The following is a 17277-nucleotide window of genomic DNA, read 5'->3' on the forward strand; positions in this document are numbered from 1 at the left end:
CGTGTGACGTGATAGGGCAGCACGACTCAGTGGGCGGCGCGCATTTCGCCTTCACCGATCGGTGGGGCGGGGTGAGCGCCGTTCCGTACGAAGAGCTCAACCTCGGCGGTGCGGTCGGTGACGACCCCGGTTCCGTGACGACGAACCGCCGGCTGGCCGCCGAGTCGCTGGGGCTCGACCCGGGACGGGTCGTGTGGATGAACCAGGTGCACGGCCGGGACGTCGCCGTGGTGGACGGGCCGTGGGCGCCGGGCGAGAACGTTCCGGCGGTGGACGGTGTCGTCACCGCCCGGCGCGGGCTCGCGCTCGCCGTGCTGACCGCCGACTGCACGCCCGTCCTGCTGGCCGACCCGGTCGCGGGCGTGGTGGGCGCGGCGCACGCCGGCCGCCCCGGGATGGTCGCCGGTGTCGTACCGGCCGCCGTGAAGGCCATGATCGATCTCGGCGCCGATCCGTCCCGGATCACCGCCCGTACCGGACCGGCCGTGTGCGGGCGCTGCTACGAAGTCCCCGTGGCCATGCGGGACGAGGTGGCCGCCGTCGTACCGGAGGCGCACGCCGAGACGAGTTGGGGCACTCCGGCCGTGGACGTGACCGCCGGGGTGCATGCCCAGCTCGACGCGCTGGGAGTGCGCGACCGGCGCTCGTCGGAGGTCTGCACGCTCGAATCGCGCGACCACTACTCGTACCGCCGCGACCGCACCACCGGGCGGCTCGCCGGATATGTCTGGTTGGACGGATAACGCAGATGACGGACCGCAAGGCTCAGCTCGCCGAGAACCTGGCGCGAGTGGAGGAACGTATCTCTGCCGCGTGCGCGGCCGCCGGGCGGAGGCGCGAGGAGGTGACCCTGATCGTGGTCACCAAGACGTACCCCGCGAGCGACGTACGGCTGCTGCACGAGCTGGGTGTCCGTCATGTCGCCGAGAACCGGGACCAGGACGCGGCACCGAAGGCCGCCGCGTGCGCGGATCTCGACCTCACATGGCACTTCGTCGGGCAGCTTCAGACCAATAAGGTCCGTTCTGTGGCGAGTTATGCGCATGAGGTGCAGTCGGTCGACCGGCTGAAGCTCGTCACCGCACTGTCGGGCGCGGCGGAGCGCGCCGGGCGCGAACTCGGGTGCCTGATCCAGGTGGCGCTCGACGCGGAGTCCGGCGAGCGCGGTGAGCGCGGCGGCGTCGCACCCGACGGCGTCGAGGAGTTGGCCGACGCGGTGGACGGCGCGCCCGGGCTCCGGCTCGACGGACTCATGACGGTCGCGCCGCTGGCCGGGCCCTACGCGGGGCGTGAACGGGCCGCATTCGATCGGCTGATGGAATTGGCATCCCGCCTGCGCGCGTCCCGTCCGGCTGCGAACATGGTGTCAGCAGGGATGAGCGCGGACCTCGAGGACGCCGTGGCGGCCGGAGCGACACATGTGCGCATCGGTACGGCGGTACTCGGAGACCGACCCCGGCTCGGGTAACGTCGCCAAGCAAGTCGGACCACAGCAGAAAATATGGTCATTTCCGCCGAACAGCGGACAGGCCTCGTGGATCGCGGGTACTTGGTGACGCTGTACCCACTAATGGTGAGGGCGATCCACCACAGAGCGGAGGACTCAGAGAATGGCCGGCGCGATGCGCAAGATGGCGGTCTACCTCGGCCTCGTGGAGGACGATGGGTACGACGGCCGGGGTTTCGACCCCGATGACGACTTCGAACCCGAACTGGAGCCGGAGCCCGAGCGCGACCGACGGCGCCACCAGCCCCCGCACCAGTCTTCGCACCAGGCGGAGCGCGAGGAGCCGGTGCGTGTCGTCCAGCAGCCGCCCGTGCAGCGCGACCCTGTTCCGCTTCCCGCTGAAAGCGGACGTCCGGCGCGAATCGCCCCCGTGGCATCCATCACACCTGAACGCCCGAGCCTGGAGAAGAACGCACCGGTGATCATGCCCAAGGTTGTGTCCGAGCGGGAGCCCTACCGCATCACCACACTCCACCCCCGGACCTACAACGAGGCCCGTACCATCGGGGAACACTTCCGCGAGGGCACGCCTGTGATCATGAATCTCACCGAGATGGACGACACGGACGCGAAGCGACTTGTCGACTTTGCCGCCGGTCTCGTCTTCGGGCTGCATGGCAGCATTGAGAGAGTGACGCAGAAGGTGTTCCTGTTGTCGCCTGCTAACGTCGATGTCACGGCGGAGGACAAGGCCCGCATCGCAGAGGGCGGATTCTTCAACCAGAGCTGAGAGCACGACACCGGGAACGGCCGGCCGGGAGGCCGGTGGACATGGGATCAGGGGAGAGGGAAGCGCGGGATGAGCGTCGCACTACAAGTGATCTACATCGCTCTGATGTGCTTCCTTGTTGTCCTGATCTTCCGGCTGGTCATGGACTACGTCTTCCAGTTCGCTCGTTCATGGCAACCCGGGAAGGCGATGGTGGTCGTTCTGGAGGCCACCTACACTGTCACCGATCCACCACTGAAGCTTCTGCGGCGGTTCATCCCGCCGTTGCGTCTCGGGGGCGTGGCACTCGACCTGTCCTTCTTCGTTCTGATGATCATCGTCTACATCCTGATCTCCATCGTGAACAGCTTCATGATGAGGGTGTGAGGGTGTAGCGATACGGTCCTGCCGACTGCCGACGACTACGTAGAGGTGAAGGAAAGATGCCGCTGACCCCCGAGGACGTGCGGAACAAGCAGTTCACGACCGTCCGCCTCCGAGAAGGCTATGACGAGGACGAGGTCGATGCCTTCCTCGACGAGGTCGAAGCCGAACTGACGCGTCTGCTCCGTGAGAACGAGGACCTGCGCGCGAAGCTGGCCGCCGCCACGCGCGCGGCCGCGCAGAACCAGCAGCAGGGTATGCGCAAGCCGCCGGAGCAGCAGGACCAGCGGCCCGTGGGCCCCGGCGCCCCCGTGCCCGCCGGGATATCGGGTCCGCCGGTCCAGCAGCAGCCCCCGCAGATGGGCCCGCCCCAGCTGCCCGGTGGTGCTCCTCAGCTGCCGGCCGGTCCCAGCCACGGCGGCCCGCAGGGTCAGCACGGCCAGCACGGCCCCGGTCAGCACGGCCCCGGCCCCATGCAGGGCGGTCCCATGCAGGGTGGCCCCATGGGTGGCCCGATGGGCGGTCCCATGGGTGGCCCCATGGGCGGTCACGGCCCGCAGATGCCCCAGCCCGGTCAGGGCCCCGGCGGCGACAGCGCGGCCCGCGTCCTCTCCCTCGCCCAGCAGACCGCCGACCAGGCGATCGCGGAGGCCCGCTCCGAGGCCAACAAGATCGTCGGCGAGGCCCGGTCGCGCGCCGAGGGCCTGGAGCGCGACGCCCGCGCCAAGGCGGACGCCCTGGAGCGGGACGCGCAGGAGAAGCACCGCGTCGCGATGGGCTCCCTGGAGTCGGCCCGCGCCACGCTGGAGCGCAAGGTCGAGGACCTGCGGGGCTTCGAGCGTGAGTACCGTACGCGGCTGAAGTCCTACCTGGAGAGCCAGCTGCGTCAGCTGGAGACCCAGGCGGACGACTCGCTGGCCCCCCCGCGGACGCCGGCGACCGCGTCGCTGCCGCCGTCCCCGTCGATGGCGTCGGCGGGCGCGAGCGCCCCGTCGTACGGCGGCAACCAGACCATGGGCGGCGGCCCGTCGATGGGCGGTGGCCCGTCCTACGGCGGCCAGCAGCAGATGTCGCCCGCGATGACGCAGCCGATGGCACCGGTGCGGCCGCAGGCGCCGCAGCCGATGCAGCAGGCTCCGTCGCCGATGCGTGGCTTCCTCATCGACGAGGACGACAACTGACGGGGCGGGTCGCCCGCTGAGGGCGTAGCCGTCGGTCGGTAGGCAGTCGGGCTGGGGCCCGGGACGTGTGACGTCCCGGGCCCCAGCTCTTTTTGCGGTGCCTTCGAGGTCCCTCCCCGTTGTGGGCAGTCGTCCCGCTGGGGCGATGGGGGTCCCCCCTGCTCGAGCGAAGCCGAGAGCTTGGGGGAGGGTGGGCACAACGGGACGGGGCGGTGCCCTTGTGGCGGTTCCTCCCGGGGCGGTGCCTGTTTCGGTGCGGGTGGGCGGCCTGCCGGGGGGTGGGGGGCGTGGCCCCTCCGGGCTCGCCTCCTCGAGGCCGGCGGCCTCGGGTTACGTCGATAGGGAGCCGTCACGGAGCCGCCAGCCTCTGCGGGGGCGACCCTGCACGGCCCCGCCCCGGTCGTACGCCGTCTGCGGGCCGTGGGGATGCGGAAGGGCCCGGCCACCGTCGTGGTGGCCGGGCCCTTCCGTCTGGTTACGCCTTGCGGAGGCGGAACGTGAGGGAGAGGCCCTCGTCGGTGAACGGTTCGCCGTACGTGGCGTCCGGCTCGGCGGACGAGAAGTCGGTGGCCAGCACCTCGTCGGCGATCAGGGACGCGTGGTCCGCGAGGGCCGCGCTCACTTCGGCGTCGGTGGACTCCCAGCGCAGGGCGATCCGGTCCGCGACGTCCAGGCCGCTGTTCTTGCGGGCCTCCTGGATCAGGCGGATCGCGTCACGGGCCAGGCCCGCGCGGCGCAGCTCCGGGGTGATCTCCAGGTCCAGCGCGACCGTCGCGCCCGCGTCGGAGGCGACCGACCAGCCCTCGCGGGGGGTCTCCGTGATGATCACCTCGTCGGGGGCCAGAGTGATCGTCTCGCCGTTGACCTCCAGGGTCGCCTCGCCGTTGCGGAGGGCGAGGGAGAGCGCGGCCGCGTCGGCGGCGGCGACCGCCTTGGCCACGTCCTGGACACCCTTGCCGAAGCGCTTGCCCAGGGCGCGGAAGTTCGCCTTGGCGGTCGTGTCGACGAGCGAGCCGCCCACCTCGGAGAGGGAGGCCAGGGAGGAGACGTTGAGCTCCTCCGTGATCTGGGCGTGCAGCTCGGGGGACAGGGCCTCGAAGCCGGTGGCGGCCACCAGCGCCCGGGAGAGGGGCTGGCGGGTCTTGACGCCCGACTCCGCGCGCGTGGCCCGGCCCAGCTCGACCAGGCGGCGGACGAGGGCCATCTGGGAGGAGAGGGTCGGGTCGATCGCGGAGAGGTCGGCCTCCGGCCAGGTGGAGAGGTGGACGGACTCGGGCGCGCCCGGGGTCACCGGGACGACCAGGTCCTGCCAGACCCGCTCCGTGATGAAGGGGGTGAGGGGGGCCATCAGGCGGGTGACGGTCTCGACCACGTCGTGCAGGGTGCGGAGGGCCGCCTTGTCGCCCTGCCAGAAGCGGCGCCGGGAACGGCGTACGTACCAGTTGGACAGGTCGTCGACGAAGGCGGACAGCAGCTTGCCGGCGCGCTGCGTGTCGTACGCCTCCAGGGCCTGCGTGACCTGGTCGGTCAGCGCGTGCAGCTCGGAGAGCAGCCAGCGGTCCAGGACGGGGCGGTCGGCGGGGGCCGGGTCGGCGGCGGAGGGCGCCCAGTTCGACGTACGGGCGTACAGGGCCTGGAAGGCGACCGTGTTCCAGTACGTGAAGAGCGTCTTGCGGACGACCTCCTGGATGGTGCCGTGGCCCACGCGCCGCGCGGCCCACGGGGAGCCGCCGGCCGCCATGAACCAGCGCACCGCGTCCGCGCCGTGCTGGTCCATGAGCGGGATCGGCTGGAGGATGTTGCCCAGGTGCTTGGACATCTTCCGGCCGTCCTCGGCGAGGATGTGGCCCAGGCAGACCACGTTCTCGTACGACGACTTGTCGAAGACCAGGGTGCCGACGGCCATGAGGGTGTAGAACCAGCCGCGCGTCTGGTCGATGGCCTCCGAGATGAACTGCGCCGGGTAGCGCTTCTCGAAGACCTCCTTGTTGCGGTAGGGGTAGCCCCACTGCGCGAACGGCATCGAGCCGGAGTCGTACCAGGCGTCGATGACCTCGGGGACGCGGGTCGCCGTCTCCTGGCAGGTCGGGCAGGGGAAGGTCACGTCGTCGATGTACGGCCGGTGCGGGTCCAGGGACGACTGGTCGGTGCCCGACAGCTCGGTCAGCTCGGCGAGCGAGCCGACGCAGGTGAGGTGGTTCTCCTCACAGCGCCAGATGGGCAGCGGGGTGCCCCAGTAGCGGTTGCGGGAGAGCGCCCAGTCGATGTTGTTGTTCAGCCAGTCGCCGTAGCGGCCGTGCTTGACCGAGTCCGGGAACCAGTTGGTGTTCTCGTTCTCCTGGAGCAGCCGGTCCTTGACGGCGGTCGTACGGATGTACCAGGACGGCTGCGCGTAGTACAGCAGCGCCGTGTGGCAGCGCCAGCAGTGCGGGTAGCTGTGCTCGTACGCGATGTGCTTGAAGAGCCGCCCACGGGCCTGGAGGTCGGCCGTGAGCGCCTCGTCGGCCCTCTTGAAGAACTGGCCGCCGACGAGGTCGAGGTCCTCGTCGAAGGTGCCGTCGGGGCGGACCGGGTTCACCACGGGCAGGCCGTACGCGCGGCAGACCCTGAGGTCGTCCTCACCGAAGGCGGGCGACTGGTGGACCAGACCGGTACCGTCCTCGGTCGTGACGTAGTCGGCGTTGACGACGAAGTGGGCCTCCGCCGGGAAGTCGATCAGGGTGAAGGGACGCTCGTACGTCCAGCGCTCCATCTCCGCGCCGGTGAAGGACTGGCCGGTGGCCTCCCAGCCCTCGCCGAGGGCCTTGGCGAGGAGGGGCTCGGCGACGACCAGCTTCTCGTTGCCGTCGGTGGCGACGACGTAGGTCACCTCGGGGTGGGCGGCGACGGCGGTGTTGGACACCAGGGTCCAGGGGGTGGTCGTCCAGACGAGGAGCGCCGCCTCGCCCGCGAGCGGGCCGGAGGTCAGCGGGAAGCGGACGAAGACGGAGGGGTCGACGACCGTCTCGTAGCCCTGGGCCAGCTCGTGGTCGGACAGGCCGGTGCCGCAGCGGGGGCACCAGGGGGCGACGCGGTGGTCCTGGACCAGGAGGCCCTTGTTGAAGATCTCCTTCAGGGACCACCAGACGGACTGGACGTACTCCGGGTCCATGGTGCGGTACGCGTCGTCCAGGTCGACCCAGTAGCCCATGCGGGTGGTCAGCTCGGCGAACGCGTCGGTGTGGCGGGTCACCGACTCACGGCACCGGGCGTTGAACTCGGCGATGCCGAACGCCTCGATGTCCTTCTTGCCGGAGAAGCCGAGCTCCTTCTCGACGGCGAGCTCGACCGGCAGGCCGTGGCAGTCCCAGCCGGCCTTGCGCGCGACGTGGTAGCCCCGCATGGTGCGGAACCGGGGGAAGACGTCCTTGAAGACGCGGGCCTCGATGTGGTGCGCGCCGGGCATGCCGTTGGCGGTGGGCGGGCCCTCGTAGAAGACCCACTCGGGGCGGCCCTCGGACTGCTCAAGGGACTTTTGGAAGACCTTGGCCTCGCGCCAGAAATCGAGCACGGCGTGCTCGAGCGCGGGCAGGTCGACCTGGGCGGGTACCTGGCGGTACTGCGACATCGAATCCTCCGGCGGACTGTTCCTCGTTCCGTCGGAGGGACGAGAGCGCTCGCGCTGCGCGGCTCCCGCGGTACCACCCTCCTTGGCCCGGGACGCCTCATGGGCGTCCTGAGCCCCCTCATTGGGGTCGCGATGCCGGTTCTACTGACCCTGCGGTGTCCCGTTGGGCGTTCTTCCGGCGGCTCCGGGGTGATGCTTCACATCGGGCTCGCCCCCGGGCTCTCACCGTCCCCGGGTCGCTCATGGCTGCGTACGACGCTACTCGTCCCCATCCAAGCCTTTCGCTGCGCCCAGTGTAAGGGGCCGGGCGGACAGCGGCCGACCGGTTTTCGGGTGGGTGGGTGGTGGGTGCGTGAGTGACCCGAATGGCCACATGGGGTTCGGCGGGCCGGAGGGAGGGGTGGGGGCGGATTACAGGGCGGGGAGCTGGGCACAACGGATGCAGGCTGTCCTTGCCGCGGGTATGGGGCGTCCGGACCGGCGGCGTGCCCCGTTGCCGCGGGGCTTGAGTCGATTTATCGTCCCAGCACGATTCGCGAGCAAGATCACAATATGTGAAGGGGCCGCGAGATGGTGGCGAAGAAGACCGCCGTGAAGAAGACGGCGTCCACAAGATCCACCGCCACGGGCGCGGCGGCCAAGGACACGACGGGGAAGAAGAGCACGGCTTCGGCGGGGAGCGGCGCGGGGGGCGGCGCGGGCGCCGGCCGGAAGGCCACGGCCCGCAAGACGGTGACCGCCGAACGGGCGCGTGGCGGTACCGCCGCGGCGAAGAAGGCGGACCGGTCCGCGAAACGGGCCGAGACGGCGGAGGCGGCGGAGGCGGCCGAGGCTGCGGGCCCGGCCTCGCCGAAGCGCAAGGCCGCCGCCGCGTCGCCCGGCCGCGCCGCCTCGGAGCGGGCGGGCCCGGCGGCCAAGAAGACCGCCACCAGGGCAGCGGCCGCCGACAAGGGCGCCGGCGCGGCCGCCAAGGACGCGGCCGGTGCGGACGTCCCCGTCGGCGGGGTGGCGGGCAGGAAAGCCGCCGCCAAGAAGGCTGGTGGCGCAGAGCCGACCGCCGGGCAGGCGGCCGCCGAGGGCGCCTCCACAACGAAGACGGCAGGCAAGAAGGCGCCACCGAGGAAGGCCGCCGTCAAGGAGGGTGCCACCAAGGAGGGTGCCGCCAAGGAGGGTGCTGCCAGGGAGGGCGGTGCCCGGAAGGGTGCCGCCGTAGAGGGCGGTGCCGGGGAGGGTGGTGCCAGGAAGGGCGGCGCTGGGGAAGGGGGTGCCAGGAAGGCTGCAACCAAGGAGGGCGATGCCAGGAGGGGCGCCACCAAGGAGGGTGCGACCAAGGAGGCCGGTGCCCGGAAGGGTGCGGCCAAGGCAGGTGCGGCCAAGGCGGCCGGTGCCGGGAAGGGTGCGGCCAGGGAAGGTGGCGCCAAGGAGGGTGGGGCAAAGAAGGGCGGTGCGGCAGAGGCGGTCGGCAGGGGAACGGCCGCCGGCGGGCACGTGTCCGCCAAGGAAGCCGCGGGCAAGAAGGCACCCGCGAGGAAGGCGGCCACCAAGGAGACCGGTGGTGCGGCGGCGCCCCCCAAGGGGACCACGGATAAGAAGGCGGCAGCCAAGAAGGCGGCGGGCGGGAAGGCTGCTGCCGGGGCGGGTGGCGACGAGGCGGCGGCCAAGAAGGTGGCTGCCAAGAAGGCCGCTGCCGGCGTCGAGGGGACGTCCGCCAGGAAGGCGGTTCGTAAGCAGGCGGCTGACGAGGACGGGGGCCGCGGGAAGGCCGGCGTCACGGCGGGGACGGCGGGCACGGCCGCGCCCGCCAGGAAGAGGGCCACCGCCACGGCGGCCGGCGGGGCGGGGAAGAAGCGCGTGGCCGGGAAGGCCGCGAAACAGGCCGCAGCCGCGGCCGAGGGGGCGGCCGAGGCCGCGGAACAGACAGGAGCCAGGACAGTGGCAGCGAAGAAGACCGCGGATGTGACCACGGCGCCGGCCGCCTCGGCCGTACCCCCCGCCCGGGGCGTCGCAGAGACGGCTCCGGAGGAACTCGCCGTACGGCCCGGGGAAGAGCCCTGGAGTCCCGAGGAGGTCGCGGAGGCGCGGGCAGGGCTGGAGAGCGAGGTGGCGCGCCTCCAGGCGGAGATCGCCGCCTCGGAGGAGGCGCTGTCCGGGCTGATGCGCGACTCCGGTGACGGCGCCGGGCACGACGAGGCCGACACCGGCACCAAGAACATCACGCGCGAGCACGAGATGGCGCTCGCCGCCAACGCCCGCGCCACCCTGGAACAGACGCAGCACGCCCTGCAACGGCTCGACGCGGGGACGTACGGCCTGTGCGAGATGTGCGGCAAGCCCATCGGCAAGGCGCGCATGCAGGCGTTCCCCCGGGCCACGCTGTGCGTGGAGGACAAGCAGAAGCAGGAACGGCGAGGCTGAACCCGTACGTGTGTGCCGTACCCTCGTGCACAGTAGGCACCTAGGTTGAGGGACTCACGTGGCAGAGGCGGAGCGCATCATCGGTACGCCGGATGTTGACGACGAGGCTGCGGCGCCCGCCGAGCAGCCCAAGGGCAAGCGCCGCATCGCCGCGCTGCTCGCCGTGGCCCTGGTGGCCTACCTGCTGGATCTCGGCAGCAAGATGCTCGTGGTGGCCAAGCTGGAGCACCACGAGCCGATCCAGGTCATCGGTGACCTGCTGAGGTTCGTGGCGGTCCGCAACCCGGGCGCCGCCTTCGGGATCGGCGAGGCCTTCACCGCGATCTTCACGCTGATCGCGGCGACGGTGATCGTCGTGATCGTCCGGCTGGCGCGCAAGCTCTACAGCCTGCCCTGGGCGATCGCGCTGGGCCTGCTGCTCGGTGGCGCGCTCGGCAACCTCACGGACCGGATCTTCCGCTCGCCCGGCGTCTTCGAGGGCGCGGTCGTCGACTTCATCGCGCCGGCGCACTTCGCGGTGTTCAACCTGGCGGACTCGGCGATCGTGTGTGGCGGGTTCCTCATTGTGATCCTGTCGTTCAAGGGGCTGGACCCCGACGGGACCGTCCACAAGGACTGACAAGGCATACTCGACGGGTGAGCACGATTCCCGAGATCCGTACGCTGCCCGTTCCCGATGGCCTCGAAGGTGAGCGCGTCGACGCCGCCATTGCCCGTATGTTCGGGTTTTCCCGTACCAAGGCGGCCGAGCTGGCCGCTGCCGGGAAGGTGCTCGTCGACGGCGCCGCCGTCGGCAAGTCCGAGCGGGTGAGCGGTGGCGCGTGGCTCGAGGTGGAGATGCCCGGAGCCCCGATCCCCGTGCAGATCGTCGCCGAGCCCGTCGAGGGCATGGAGATCGTGCATGACGACGACGACATCGTCGTGATCGTCAAGCCGGTCGGCGTGGCCGCCCACCCGAGCCCCGGCTGGACGGGGACGACCGTGATCGGTGGCCTCGCGGCGGCCGGGTACCGGATCTCGACGTCCGGCGCGGCCGAGCGGCAGGGCATCGTGCACCGCCTCGACGTCGGTACGTCCGGGCTCATGGTCGTGGCCAAGTCGGAGCGGGCGTACACGCTGCTCAAGGCGCAGTTCCGGGAGCGCACGGTGGACAAGCGCTACCACGCGCTCGTACAGGGACACCCCGACCCGCTGAGCGGGACGATCGACGCGCCGATCGGACGCCACCCGAACCACGACTACAAGTGGGCCGTGACCGCCGACGGCAAGCCCTCGGTGACGCACTACGACCTGATCGAGGCGTACCGCGCGGCCTCCCTGCTCGACATCAAGCTGGAGACGGGGCGGACCCACCAGATCCGGGTCCACATGGCGGCTCATCGCCACCCCTGCGTCGGCGACCTGACCTATGGGGCCGACCCGACGATGGCGAAGCGGCTCGGCCTGACCCGGCAGTGGCTGCACGCCGTGCGCCTGGGCTTCGAGCACCCGGCGGACGGCCAGTGGGTCGAGTTCGAGAGCACCTACCCGGCCGACCTGCAGGGCGCCCTGGACACGATCGCGGCGGAGAGCGCGTGAGCGAGTTCGTCGTACGGGAGGCCGTGAGCGAGGCCGACCGGGAGGCGGGTTTCGGCGTCCGCCGTGAGGTCTTCGTCGCCGAGCAGGGCGTACCGGAGGACATCGAGTACGACGCGTACGACGCGACCGCCGTCCATGTGCTGGCCGTCCGCCGCGCCGACGGGGTCGCCCTGGGGACCGGCCGGCTGCTGTACGGGGCCGACGCGGCGGCCAAGACAGGCGGCGCCGAGGGCGTGGGCTCGCTGGGCCGGCTCGCGGTGTCCAGGGCGGCGCGAGGCCTCGGCGTCGGCGTGGCCCTGGTGCGTGCCATCGAGGACGCGGCACGCGCGCGTGGCCTGACGGTGGTGGACCTGCACGCCCAGACGCAGGCGCTCGGGTTCTACGAACGGCTCGGTTACGAGGCGTACGGCGAGGAGTTCCAGGACGCGGGGATACCGCACCTCGCGATGCGCCGGGTGCTGTGACGCGCGTGGCAGGGTTGAAGGCCTGATCGTCGTCGTGTGAACGGCCGGAGGGCGCACCGTGGACCAGCTGGCTCTGATGCTCGTGCTGTTGCTCGGGGCGGTGCTGACCGTGCCCCTTGGGGAACGGCTGGGTCTGCCCGCCCCGGTGCTGATGACGCTCGCGGGCATCGTGCTGGCGCTGCTGCCTTTCGTGCCGAACGTGGAGATCCCGCCGGAGTTCATCCTTCCGCTGGTGCTGCCGCCGCTGCTGTACGCGACGGTTCAGCGGACGTCGTGGCGGCAGTTCACGGCCAACCGGCGCCCCATCTTCCTGCTCGCGGTGGCGCTGGTGTTCGTCACCACGGCCGCCGTCGCGGCCGTGGCGAGCGCCGTCGTACCCGGCCTGCCGATCGCCGCCGCCGTCGCGCTCGGCGCGCTGGTCGCGCCCCCTGATCCGGTTGCCGCGACCGCCGTCGCGGGCTCCCTGGGGCTGCCGCGCCGGCTGGTGTCGATCCTGGAGGGGGAGGGGCTGTTCAACGACGTCACGGCGATCGTGCTGTACCACGTGGCGATCGGCGCGGTGGTCGGCGGAACGTTCTCCTGGGCGGGCGCGGCCGGTGAACTCGTGCTGTCCGCCGTCGTCGCGATCGTGGTCGGGTTCGCGCTGGGCTGGCTCTCCAACAAGCTGATGGGGCTGCTGGGCGACGCCACGCTCCAGACCGGGCTCACGCTGCTGGTGCCCTTCGTGTCGTACGTCCTCGCCGAGGAGCTGCACGGCTCCGGCGTCCTCGCCGTCCTCGTCACCGCGCTGTTCCTCGCCGAACACGCCACGGACGCCGACGACGTGATGGGCCGGATCGCCGGCCGCACCTTCTGGGAGATCGTCGACACCCTCGTCACGGGCATCGCCTTCGGGCTCATCGGCCTGGAGCTGCAGAACGTCTTGGGCACGGCCGACGGGCGGGAGCTGCGGATGCTGGGGTGGGGCGCGGCCATCGTCGCGTGCGTCGTCGGCGTACGGCTGCTGTGGCTGCTGCCGGCCACGTGGCTCGCCAAACGGCTCCATACGCGCCGGGACTACCACGAGGAGATCCCCATGAGCTGGCGGGAGACCGTCGTCATGTGGTGGTCGGGCATGCGGGGTGTGGCCTCGGTCGCGCTGGCGCTCGCGATCCCGTTGCGTACGGAGGACGGGGCGCCGTTCCCGGGGCGGGACGAGATCGTCTTCATCGCGTTCTGCGTCATCATGGCGACCCTCGTCCTCCAGGGCCTCACGCTGCCGTGGCTCGTGCGGAGGCTGGGCGTACGCGCCGACACGGACGCGGAGCGCGAGCTGGAGCGGAAGCTCGCCGTCCGGGCGGCCGGGGCGGCGAAGCGGCGCCTCAAGGAGATCCAGGAGGTGGAGGACCTGCCGGAGGACCTCCAGGAGCGGCTGCAGCGCGTCGCGTTCGACGTGGGGGCGCGGATCAGTCCCGACCTGGTGGACGAGGAGCGGCGGTCGGCCTCCGCCAAGCGGGCGGAGCGGTTCAGGGCGATGCAGCGCATCCAGCGGGAACTGATGTCGGCCGCCCGCCACGAGGTCCTCTCCGCGCGGAGCGAGCCCGGCGCCGACCCGGAGGTCGTCGACCGCGTACTGCGCCACCTGGACGTCCGCAGCCTCCGCTGACGCGGGCCGGTCGCGCCCGCGTGGGGCGCGCCCCCTGACGAGCGGGGCTTGCGCCCGTCGGCCGGGCCCCGCGGCCCTGACATCCGCGCGGGCCGCCTGCCGGGCACGGGCAGCCGCCCGCCGGCCCAGGGGCAACCCCGTTGCGGTCCGTCCCGAGGCCGGGCACCCGCGCTGACACCCCGGCGCCCGGAGCGTACCCGGCGGCCGCAGGCCCACCACGCCCCTCCCGGGCCCGGCAGGCCGGTCGGCACTGGCTGACCCCCGCGCCCGGCAGGCCGGTCGGCACTGGCTGACGCCCGCGCCCGGCACCCGGCGCCCGGACCCGCCCGCGGGCAGAACCCGCCCCCGGGCGGAGCCCGACCCCGCCTCCGCTTCCGCCCCGCCCGTCAGGGTGCCGCTGTGTGCCGCTCCGGGCGGCGTTTCGTCAGCCGCGGCCTGTGCGGGGGGCGTCCTTGGCCGGGGGCTCGCCGTCGAGGGCGTAGGCGTCCTTGGCCGGGGCGTCGCCGTCAGGGACGTAGCGGTCCGCGTTGTTGCTGAGGACCTCCGACGCGCGCGGCGGGCGGGTGGCCGCCTTGCCGCGCTCCGGCCACTGGCCGTCCGGGGGCAGGGACGCCGGGGACGTGGCGATGCGCGGCAGCGCGTACGGGTGCTTCTCGCACAGCCAGGCGACCATCTGCTCCCGTACGACGCACCGCACTGTCCAGACGTCGTCCGCGTCCTTCGCGGTGACGACCGCGCGCACCTGGATGGTGCTCGGCGTGGTGTCCGTGACGGCCAGTGACCAGTCGCGGCCGTCCCAGGCCGGGCACTTCGCGAGGATCTCCTTGAGCTTCTCGCGCATCAGGCTCACCGGCGCCGAGTGGTCCAGGTGGAAGAAGACCGTGCCGGTCATCTGGGCGCCGCCGCGCGACCAGTTCTCGAACGGCTTGCTGGTGAAGTACGACACCGGCATCGTGATCCGGCGCTCGTCCCACGTCCGTACGGCCAGGAACGTCAGCGTGACCTCCTCCACCACGCCCCACTCGCCGTCCACCACGACCGTGTCGCCGATCCGCACCATGTCGCCGAAGGCGATCTGGAACCCGGCGAAGAGGTTCCCGAGCGTGGACTGGGCGGCGACACCGGCGACGATGCCGATGATGCCCGCCGACGCCAGCATCGACGTACCGATCGTCCGGAAGTCCGGGAACGTCAGCAGCATCGCGGCGACCGCCACCACGACGACCACCGCCGTGACGATCCGCATGATCAGCGTCACCTGGGTACGGACCCGGCGCACCCGCGCCGCGTCGCGGGTGGACGAGGCGTAGCGGGCGTAACTGGACTCCACTATGGCCGCGGCGATCCGCACCACCAGCCAGGCGCTCGCCCCGATCAGTACCAGCGACAGCACCTGGCCTATCCCGGCCTCGTGCTCCACGATGAGCCGCCAGCGCGTCTGGGCGTACGAGCCGCGCAGCAGCGCGGTGAGCAGGACGACCTGGAGGGGCAGCCGGCAGCGGCGCAGCAGCCCCCACAGCGGGGTCTCGTGGTGCCGGGCATCGGCTCGGCGCAGCGTGACGTCGACGAGGTAGCCGACCATCAGCGTGAGCACCACCGAGCCACCGACGACGGTCAACGGGCGCAGTGCGTTCTCCATGGCTCCGCATCCAACTGGCAGGATGGCCGGATGGACATCATGCTCTTCCACTCGGCCTACGGTCCGCGCCCGGCCGTGTACGCCGCAGCCGACCGGCTGCGTGCCGCCGGGCACCACGTGCACGTGCCCGACCTGTACGACGGTCAAACGGCCGGCACCATCGAGGAGGGCATGGCGATCAAGGACCGGATCGGCAAGGAGGAGCTGCTCAAGCGGGCCGTCATGGCCGCCGCCCCGTACTCGGAGCGAGGGCTCGTGTACGCGGGGTTCTCGATGGGCGCGTCCATCGCGCAGACCATGGCGCTCGGTGACGAGAAGGCGCGGGGGCTGCTGCTGTTGCACGGTACGTCGGACATCGCGCCGAACGCGTCGGTGGACGAGCTTCCCGTACAGCTGCATGTCGCCGACCCCGATCCGTTCGAGCCGCACGACTGGCTGAACGCCTGGTACCTGCAGATGCGGCGGGCGGGCGCGGACACCGAGATCCACCGCTACCAGGGGGCCGGGCACCTGTACACCGACCCGGAGCTGCCCGACTACGACGAGGAGGCGGCGGAGCGGACCTGGGCGATCGCACTGTCCTTCCTGGAGGAGCTGGAGGAGCTGGAGGACCGGGCGGACCGGGCGGACCGGGCGGAGTCGTAGCGGCTCACGCGCGCGTGCAGCGGCCGCTGACGGCGCCGGGTCCGGGGGCGCACTGGTAGCCGAAGTCCGACGGGCGGTGGCTCAGGTAGCGGCCGAGGCAGTCGTTCCTGGAGGTGAGCCCCGCGGACCGGCACCATTGGGCGGCTTCCGTGCCGCTGTCGAAGCCCGGCACGTAGAACACCCAGTAGCCGGGGCGCAGAGAGGCGTACGCGTCGCTGTCCAGGTAGTCGGCTTCTTCCAGCCCCTTGTCGCGGAGGGACGAGGCCATGCGCGCCCGGGCGCCGGTCCCCGAGGACTTGGACACGGAGGCGAGCTGGGCGATCCAGCTGTCGGCCAGCGGGTCGGAGGGTGTGGGCGGAGGCGGAGGCGGAGGCGGTGGGGCAGGCGCCGGGCTGCTCGTGGTGGGGGTGGCGGTCGGCGGGGCGCTGGGGGTGGGTGTGGGGGTGGCGGTCGGCGGCGGGGTCGAGCCGTTCCGGCCCTCGGCGCTCGTGTCCGGCCCGTCGCGCAGTACCAGTACCAGGGCGGTCGCGGCGACCAGCGCCACGGCCACCGCGACGGCCGCGACCACGACGGGGGTACGGCTGCGGGCCGGGCGGTCGGGGGGCGGGAGCGTGAGCGGGGGCGTCGGCGCCGGGCGCGCAGCCGACGTGACCGTCGGGTGCGCCGACCAGTGCGGCGGGGGCGTCGTCCCCGTCTCCGCCAGCGCGAGCATGGCGTCCAGGCGGGCGGCGTCGGGACGGGCCGCCGGGTCGCGGACCAGCAGGGCGTTCAGGACGGGCGCGAGGGGCCCGGAGCGTACGGGCGGGGGGACGGGGTCGTCGAGGACGGCCGCCAGCGTGGTCAGCGTCGTCGCGCGGCGCAGCGGACTGACGCCCTCCACGCACACGTACAGGACGAGCCCCAGCGACCACAGGTCGGAGGCCGGGTCGTTGTCGAGGCCCCGGATCCGCTCGGGCGCCATGTACTCGGGCGAGCCGACCAGCTCGCCGGTCGCCGTCAGCGAGGTGGAGCCCTGGAGCGCGGCGATCCCGAAGTCGGTGAGGACCGCGCTCCCGTCCGCCCGCAGCAGGACGTTCGCGGGCTTGACGTCGCGGTGCTGGATCCCGGCCGCGTGGGCGGCGCGCAGCGCGGCCAGCACCTGGCGGCCGAGGCGCGCCGCCTCGACCGGTGGCAGGGGGCCCTGGGCGGCGATCCGGTCCTGGAGGGAGGTTCCGGGCAGCAGCTCCATCACGATCCATGGGTGCGGCCGTACGTCCACGATGTGATGGACGGTCACCACATGCGGGTGGCTCAGCCGGGCCAGCGCCCGTGCCTCGCGCAGCACCCGCTCCCTCATGGGGCCGGCCGCGCCGGCGTCGTACCGCACCTCCTTGAGGGCCACTTCGCGGTGGAGCACGGTGTCGCGTGCCCGCCACACCGTGCCCATGCCCCCGCTGCCGAGCCGTTGCAGCAGCTCGAACCGACCGTCGATCACGTCCCCCGGCGCACTCATGGCGCCAGGTT

Annotated in this window: 14 protein-coding genes; 11 read left to right on the top strand and 3 right to left on the bottom strand. The window is 72.1% G+C overall.

All coding sequences use genetic code 11. The annotated features are described in order from the left end of the window. Window positions 1-8: 8 nt before the first annotated feature. From pgeF to AMK26_RS05010, 5 genes are all read left to right on the top strand, one after another. Window positions 9-743, top strand: coding sequence for a peptidoglycan editing factor PgeF (pgeF, locus tag AMK26_RS04990; protein WP_073752278.1), 735 nt, complete (start codon window positions 9-11; stop codon window positions 741-743). A gap of 5 nt (window positions 744-748) precedes the next feature. Further along, window positions 749-1468: a YggS family pyridoxal phosphate-dependent enzyme gene (locus AMK26_RS04995; protein WP_073752280.1), complete on the top strand. Its 720-nt coding sequence runs from the start codon at window positions 749-751 to the stop codon at window positions 1466-1468. A 142-nt stretch (window positions 1469-1610) separates the two neighbouring features. Further along, on the top strand, window positions 1611-2237 hold the full coding sequence (locus tag AMK26_RS05000; protein ID WP_073752289.1) for a cell division protein SepF: 627 nt from the start codon (window positions 1611-1613) through the stop codon (window positions 2235-2237). A gap of 69 nt (window positions 2238-2306) precedes the next feature. After that, window positions 2307-2603, top strand: a complete 297-nt coding sequence (locus tag AMK26_RS05005; protein ID WP_073752292.1) for a YggT family protein — start codon at window positions 2307-2309, stop codon at window positions 2601-2603. A 56-nt stretch (window positions 2604-2659) separates the two neighbouring features. Then, a complete protein-coding gene (locus tag AMK26_RS05010; protein ID WP_073752293.1) occupies window positions 2660-3781 on the top strand; it encodes a DivIVA domain-containing protein in 1122 nt (373 codons plus the stop codon). A gap of 475 nt (window positions 3782-4256) precedes the next feature. On the opposite strand, the gene ileS is transcribed toward AMK26_RS05010, so the two are convergent. Further along, window positions 4257-7388: an isoleucine--tRNA ligase gene (gene ileS, locus AMK26_RS05015; RefSeq protein ID WP_073752294.1), complete on the bottom strand. Its 3132-nt coding sequence runs from the start codon at window positions 7386-7388 to the stop codon at window positions 4257-4259. A gap of 570 nt (window positions 7389-7958) precedes the next feature. On the opposite strand from ileS, the gene AMK26_RS05020 reads away from it, so the two are divergent. Genes AMK26_RS05020 through AMK26_RS05040 form a run of 5 tightly spaced genes read left to right on the top strand, consistent with a single transcriptional unit; the run spans window position 7959 to window position 13490 of the window. Next, window positions 7959-9803 carry a TraR/DksA family transcriptional regulator gene (locus AMK26_RS05020; RefSeq protein WP_107420859.1) on the top strand — a complete coding sequence of 615 codons (1845 nt, stop codon included), beginning with the start codon at window positions 7959-7961 and terminating at the stop codon, window positions 9801-9803. Between the two features lie 58 nt (window positions 9804-9861). Next, window positions 9862-10422, top strand: coding sequence for a signal peptidase II (gene lspA / locus AMK26_RS05025; RefSeq protein WP_073752295.1), 561 nt, complete (start codon window positions 9862-9864; stop codon window positions 10420-10422). A gap of 17 nt (window positions 10423-10439) precedes the next feature. Next, entirely contained in the window at window positions 10440-11381 is a 942-nt protein-coding gene (locus tag AMK26_RS05030) for an RluA family pseudouridine synthase (protein WP_073752296.1), read from the top strand. Next, window positions 11378-11845 (top strand): GNAT family N-acetyltransferase, encoded by a 468-nt coding sequence (locus AMK26_RS05035; RefSeq protein WP_073752297.1) that lies wholly within the window; start codon window positions 11378-11380, stop codon window positions 11843-11845. Before AMK26_RS05030 ends, AMK26_RS05035 begins: the two co-directional genes overlap by 4 nt. A 58-nt stretch (window positions 11846-11903) precedes the next feature. Beyond that, window positions 11904-13490 (top strand): Na+/H+ antiporter, encoded by a 1587-nt coding sequence (locus tag AMK26_RS05040; protein WP_073752299.1) that lies wholly within the window; start codon window positions 11904-11906, stop codon window positions 13488-13490. Window positions 13491-13914: 424 nt separating this feature from the next. Here AMK26_RS05040 and AMK26_RS05045 read toward each other — a convergent pair whose 3' ends face one another. After that, window positions 13915-15129: a mechanosensitive ion channel family protein gene (locus AMK26_RS05045; protein WP_079277443.1), complete on the bottom strand. Its 1215-nt coding sequence runs from the start codon at window positions 15127-15129 to the stop codon at window positions 13915-13917. 30 nt (window positions 15130-15159) lie between these two features. On the opposite strand from AMK26_RS05045, the gene AMK26_RS05050 reads away from it, so the two are divergent. Continuing rightward, window positions 15160-15774 carry a dienelactone hydrolase family protein gene (locus tag AMK26_RS05050; protein ID WP_073752301.1) on the top strand — a complete coding sequence of 205 codons (615 nt, stop codon included), beginning with the start codon at window positions 15160-15162 and terminating at the stop codon, window positions 15772-15774. Window positions 15775-15778: 4 nt separating this feature from the next. Here AMK26_RS05050 and AMK26_RS05055 read toward each other — a convergent pair whose 3' ends face one another. After that, window positions 15779-17266, bottom strand: coding sequence for a serine/threonine-protein kinase (locus AMK26_RS05055; RefSeq protein ID WP_073752303.1), 1488 nt, complete (start codon window positions 17264-17266; stop codon window positions 15779-15781). Window positions 17267-17277 lie beyond the last annotated feature (11 nt).

Source organism: Streptomyces sp. CB03234, from assembly GCF_001905885.1.
Classification (GTDB): Bacteria; Actinomycetota; Actinomycetes; order Streptomycetales; family Streptomycetaceae; genus Streptomyces.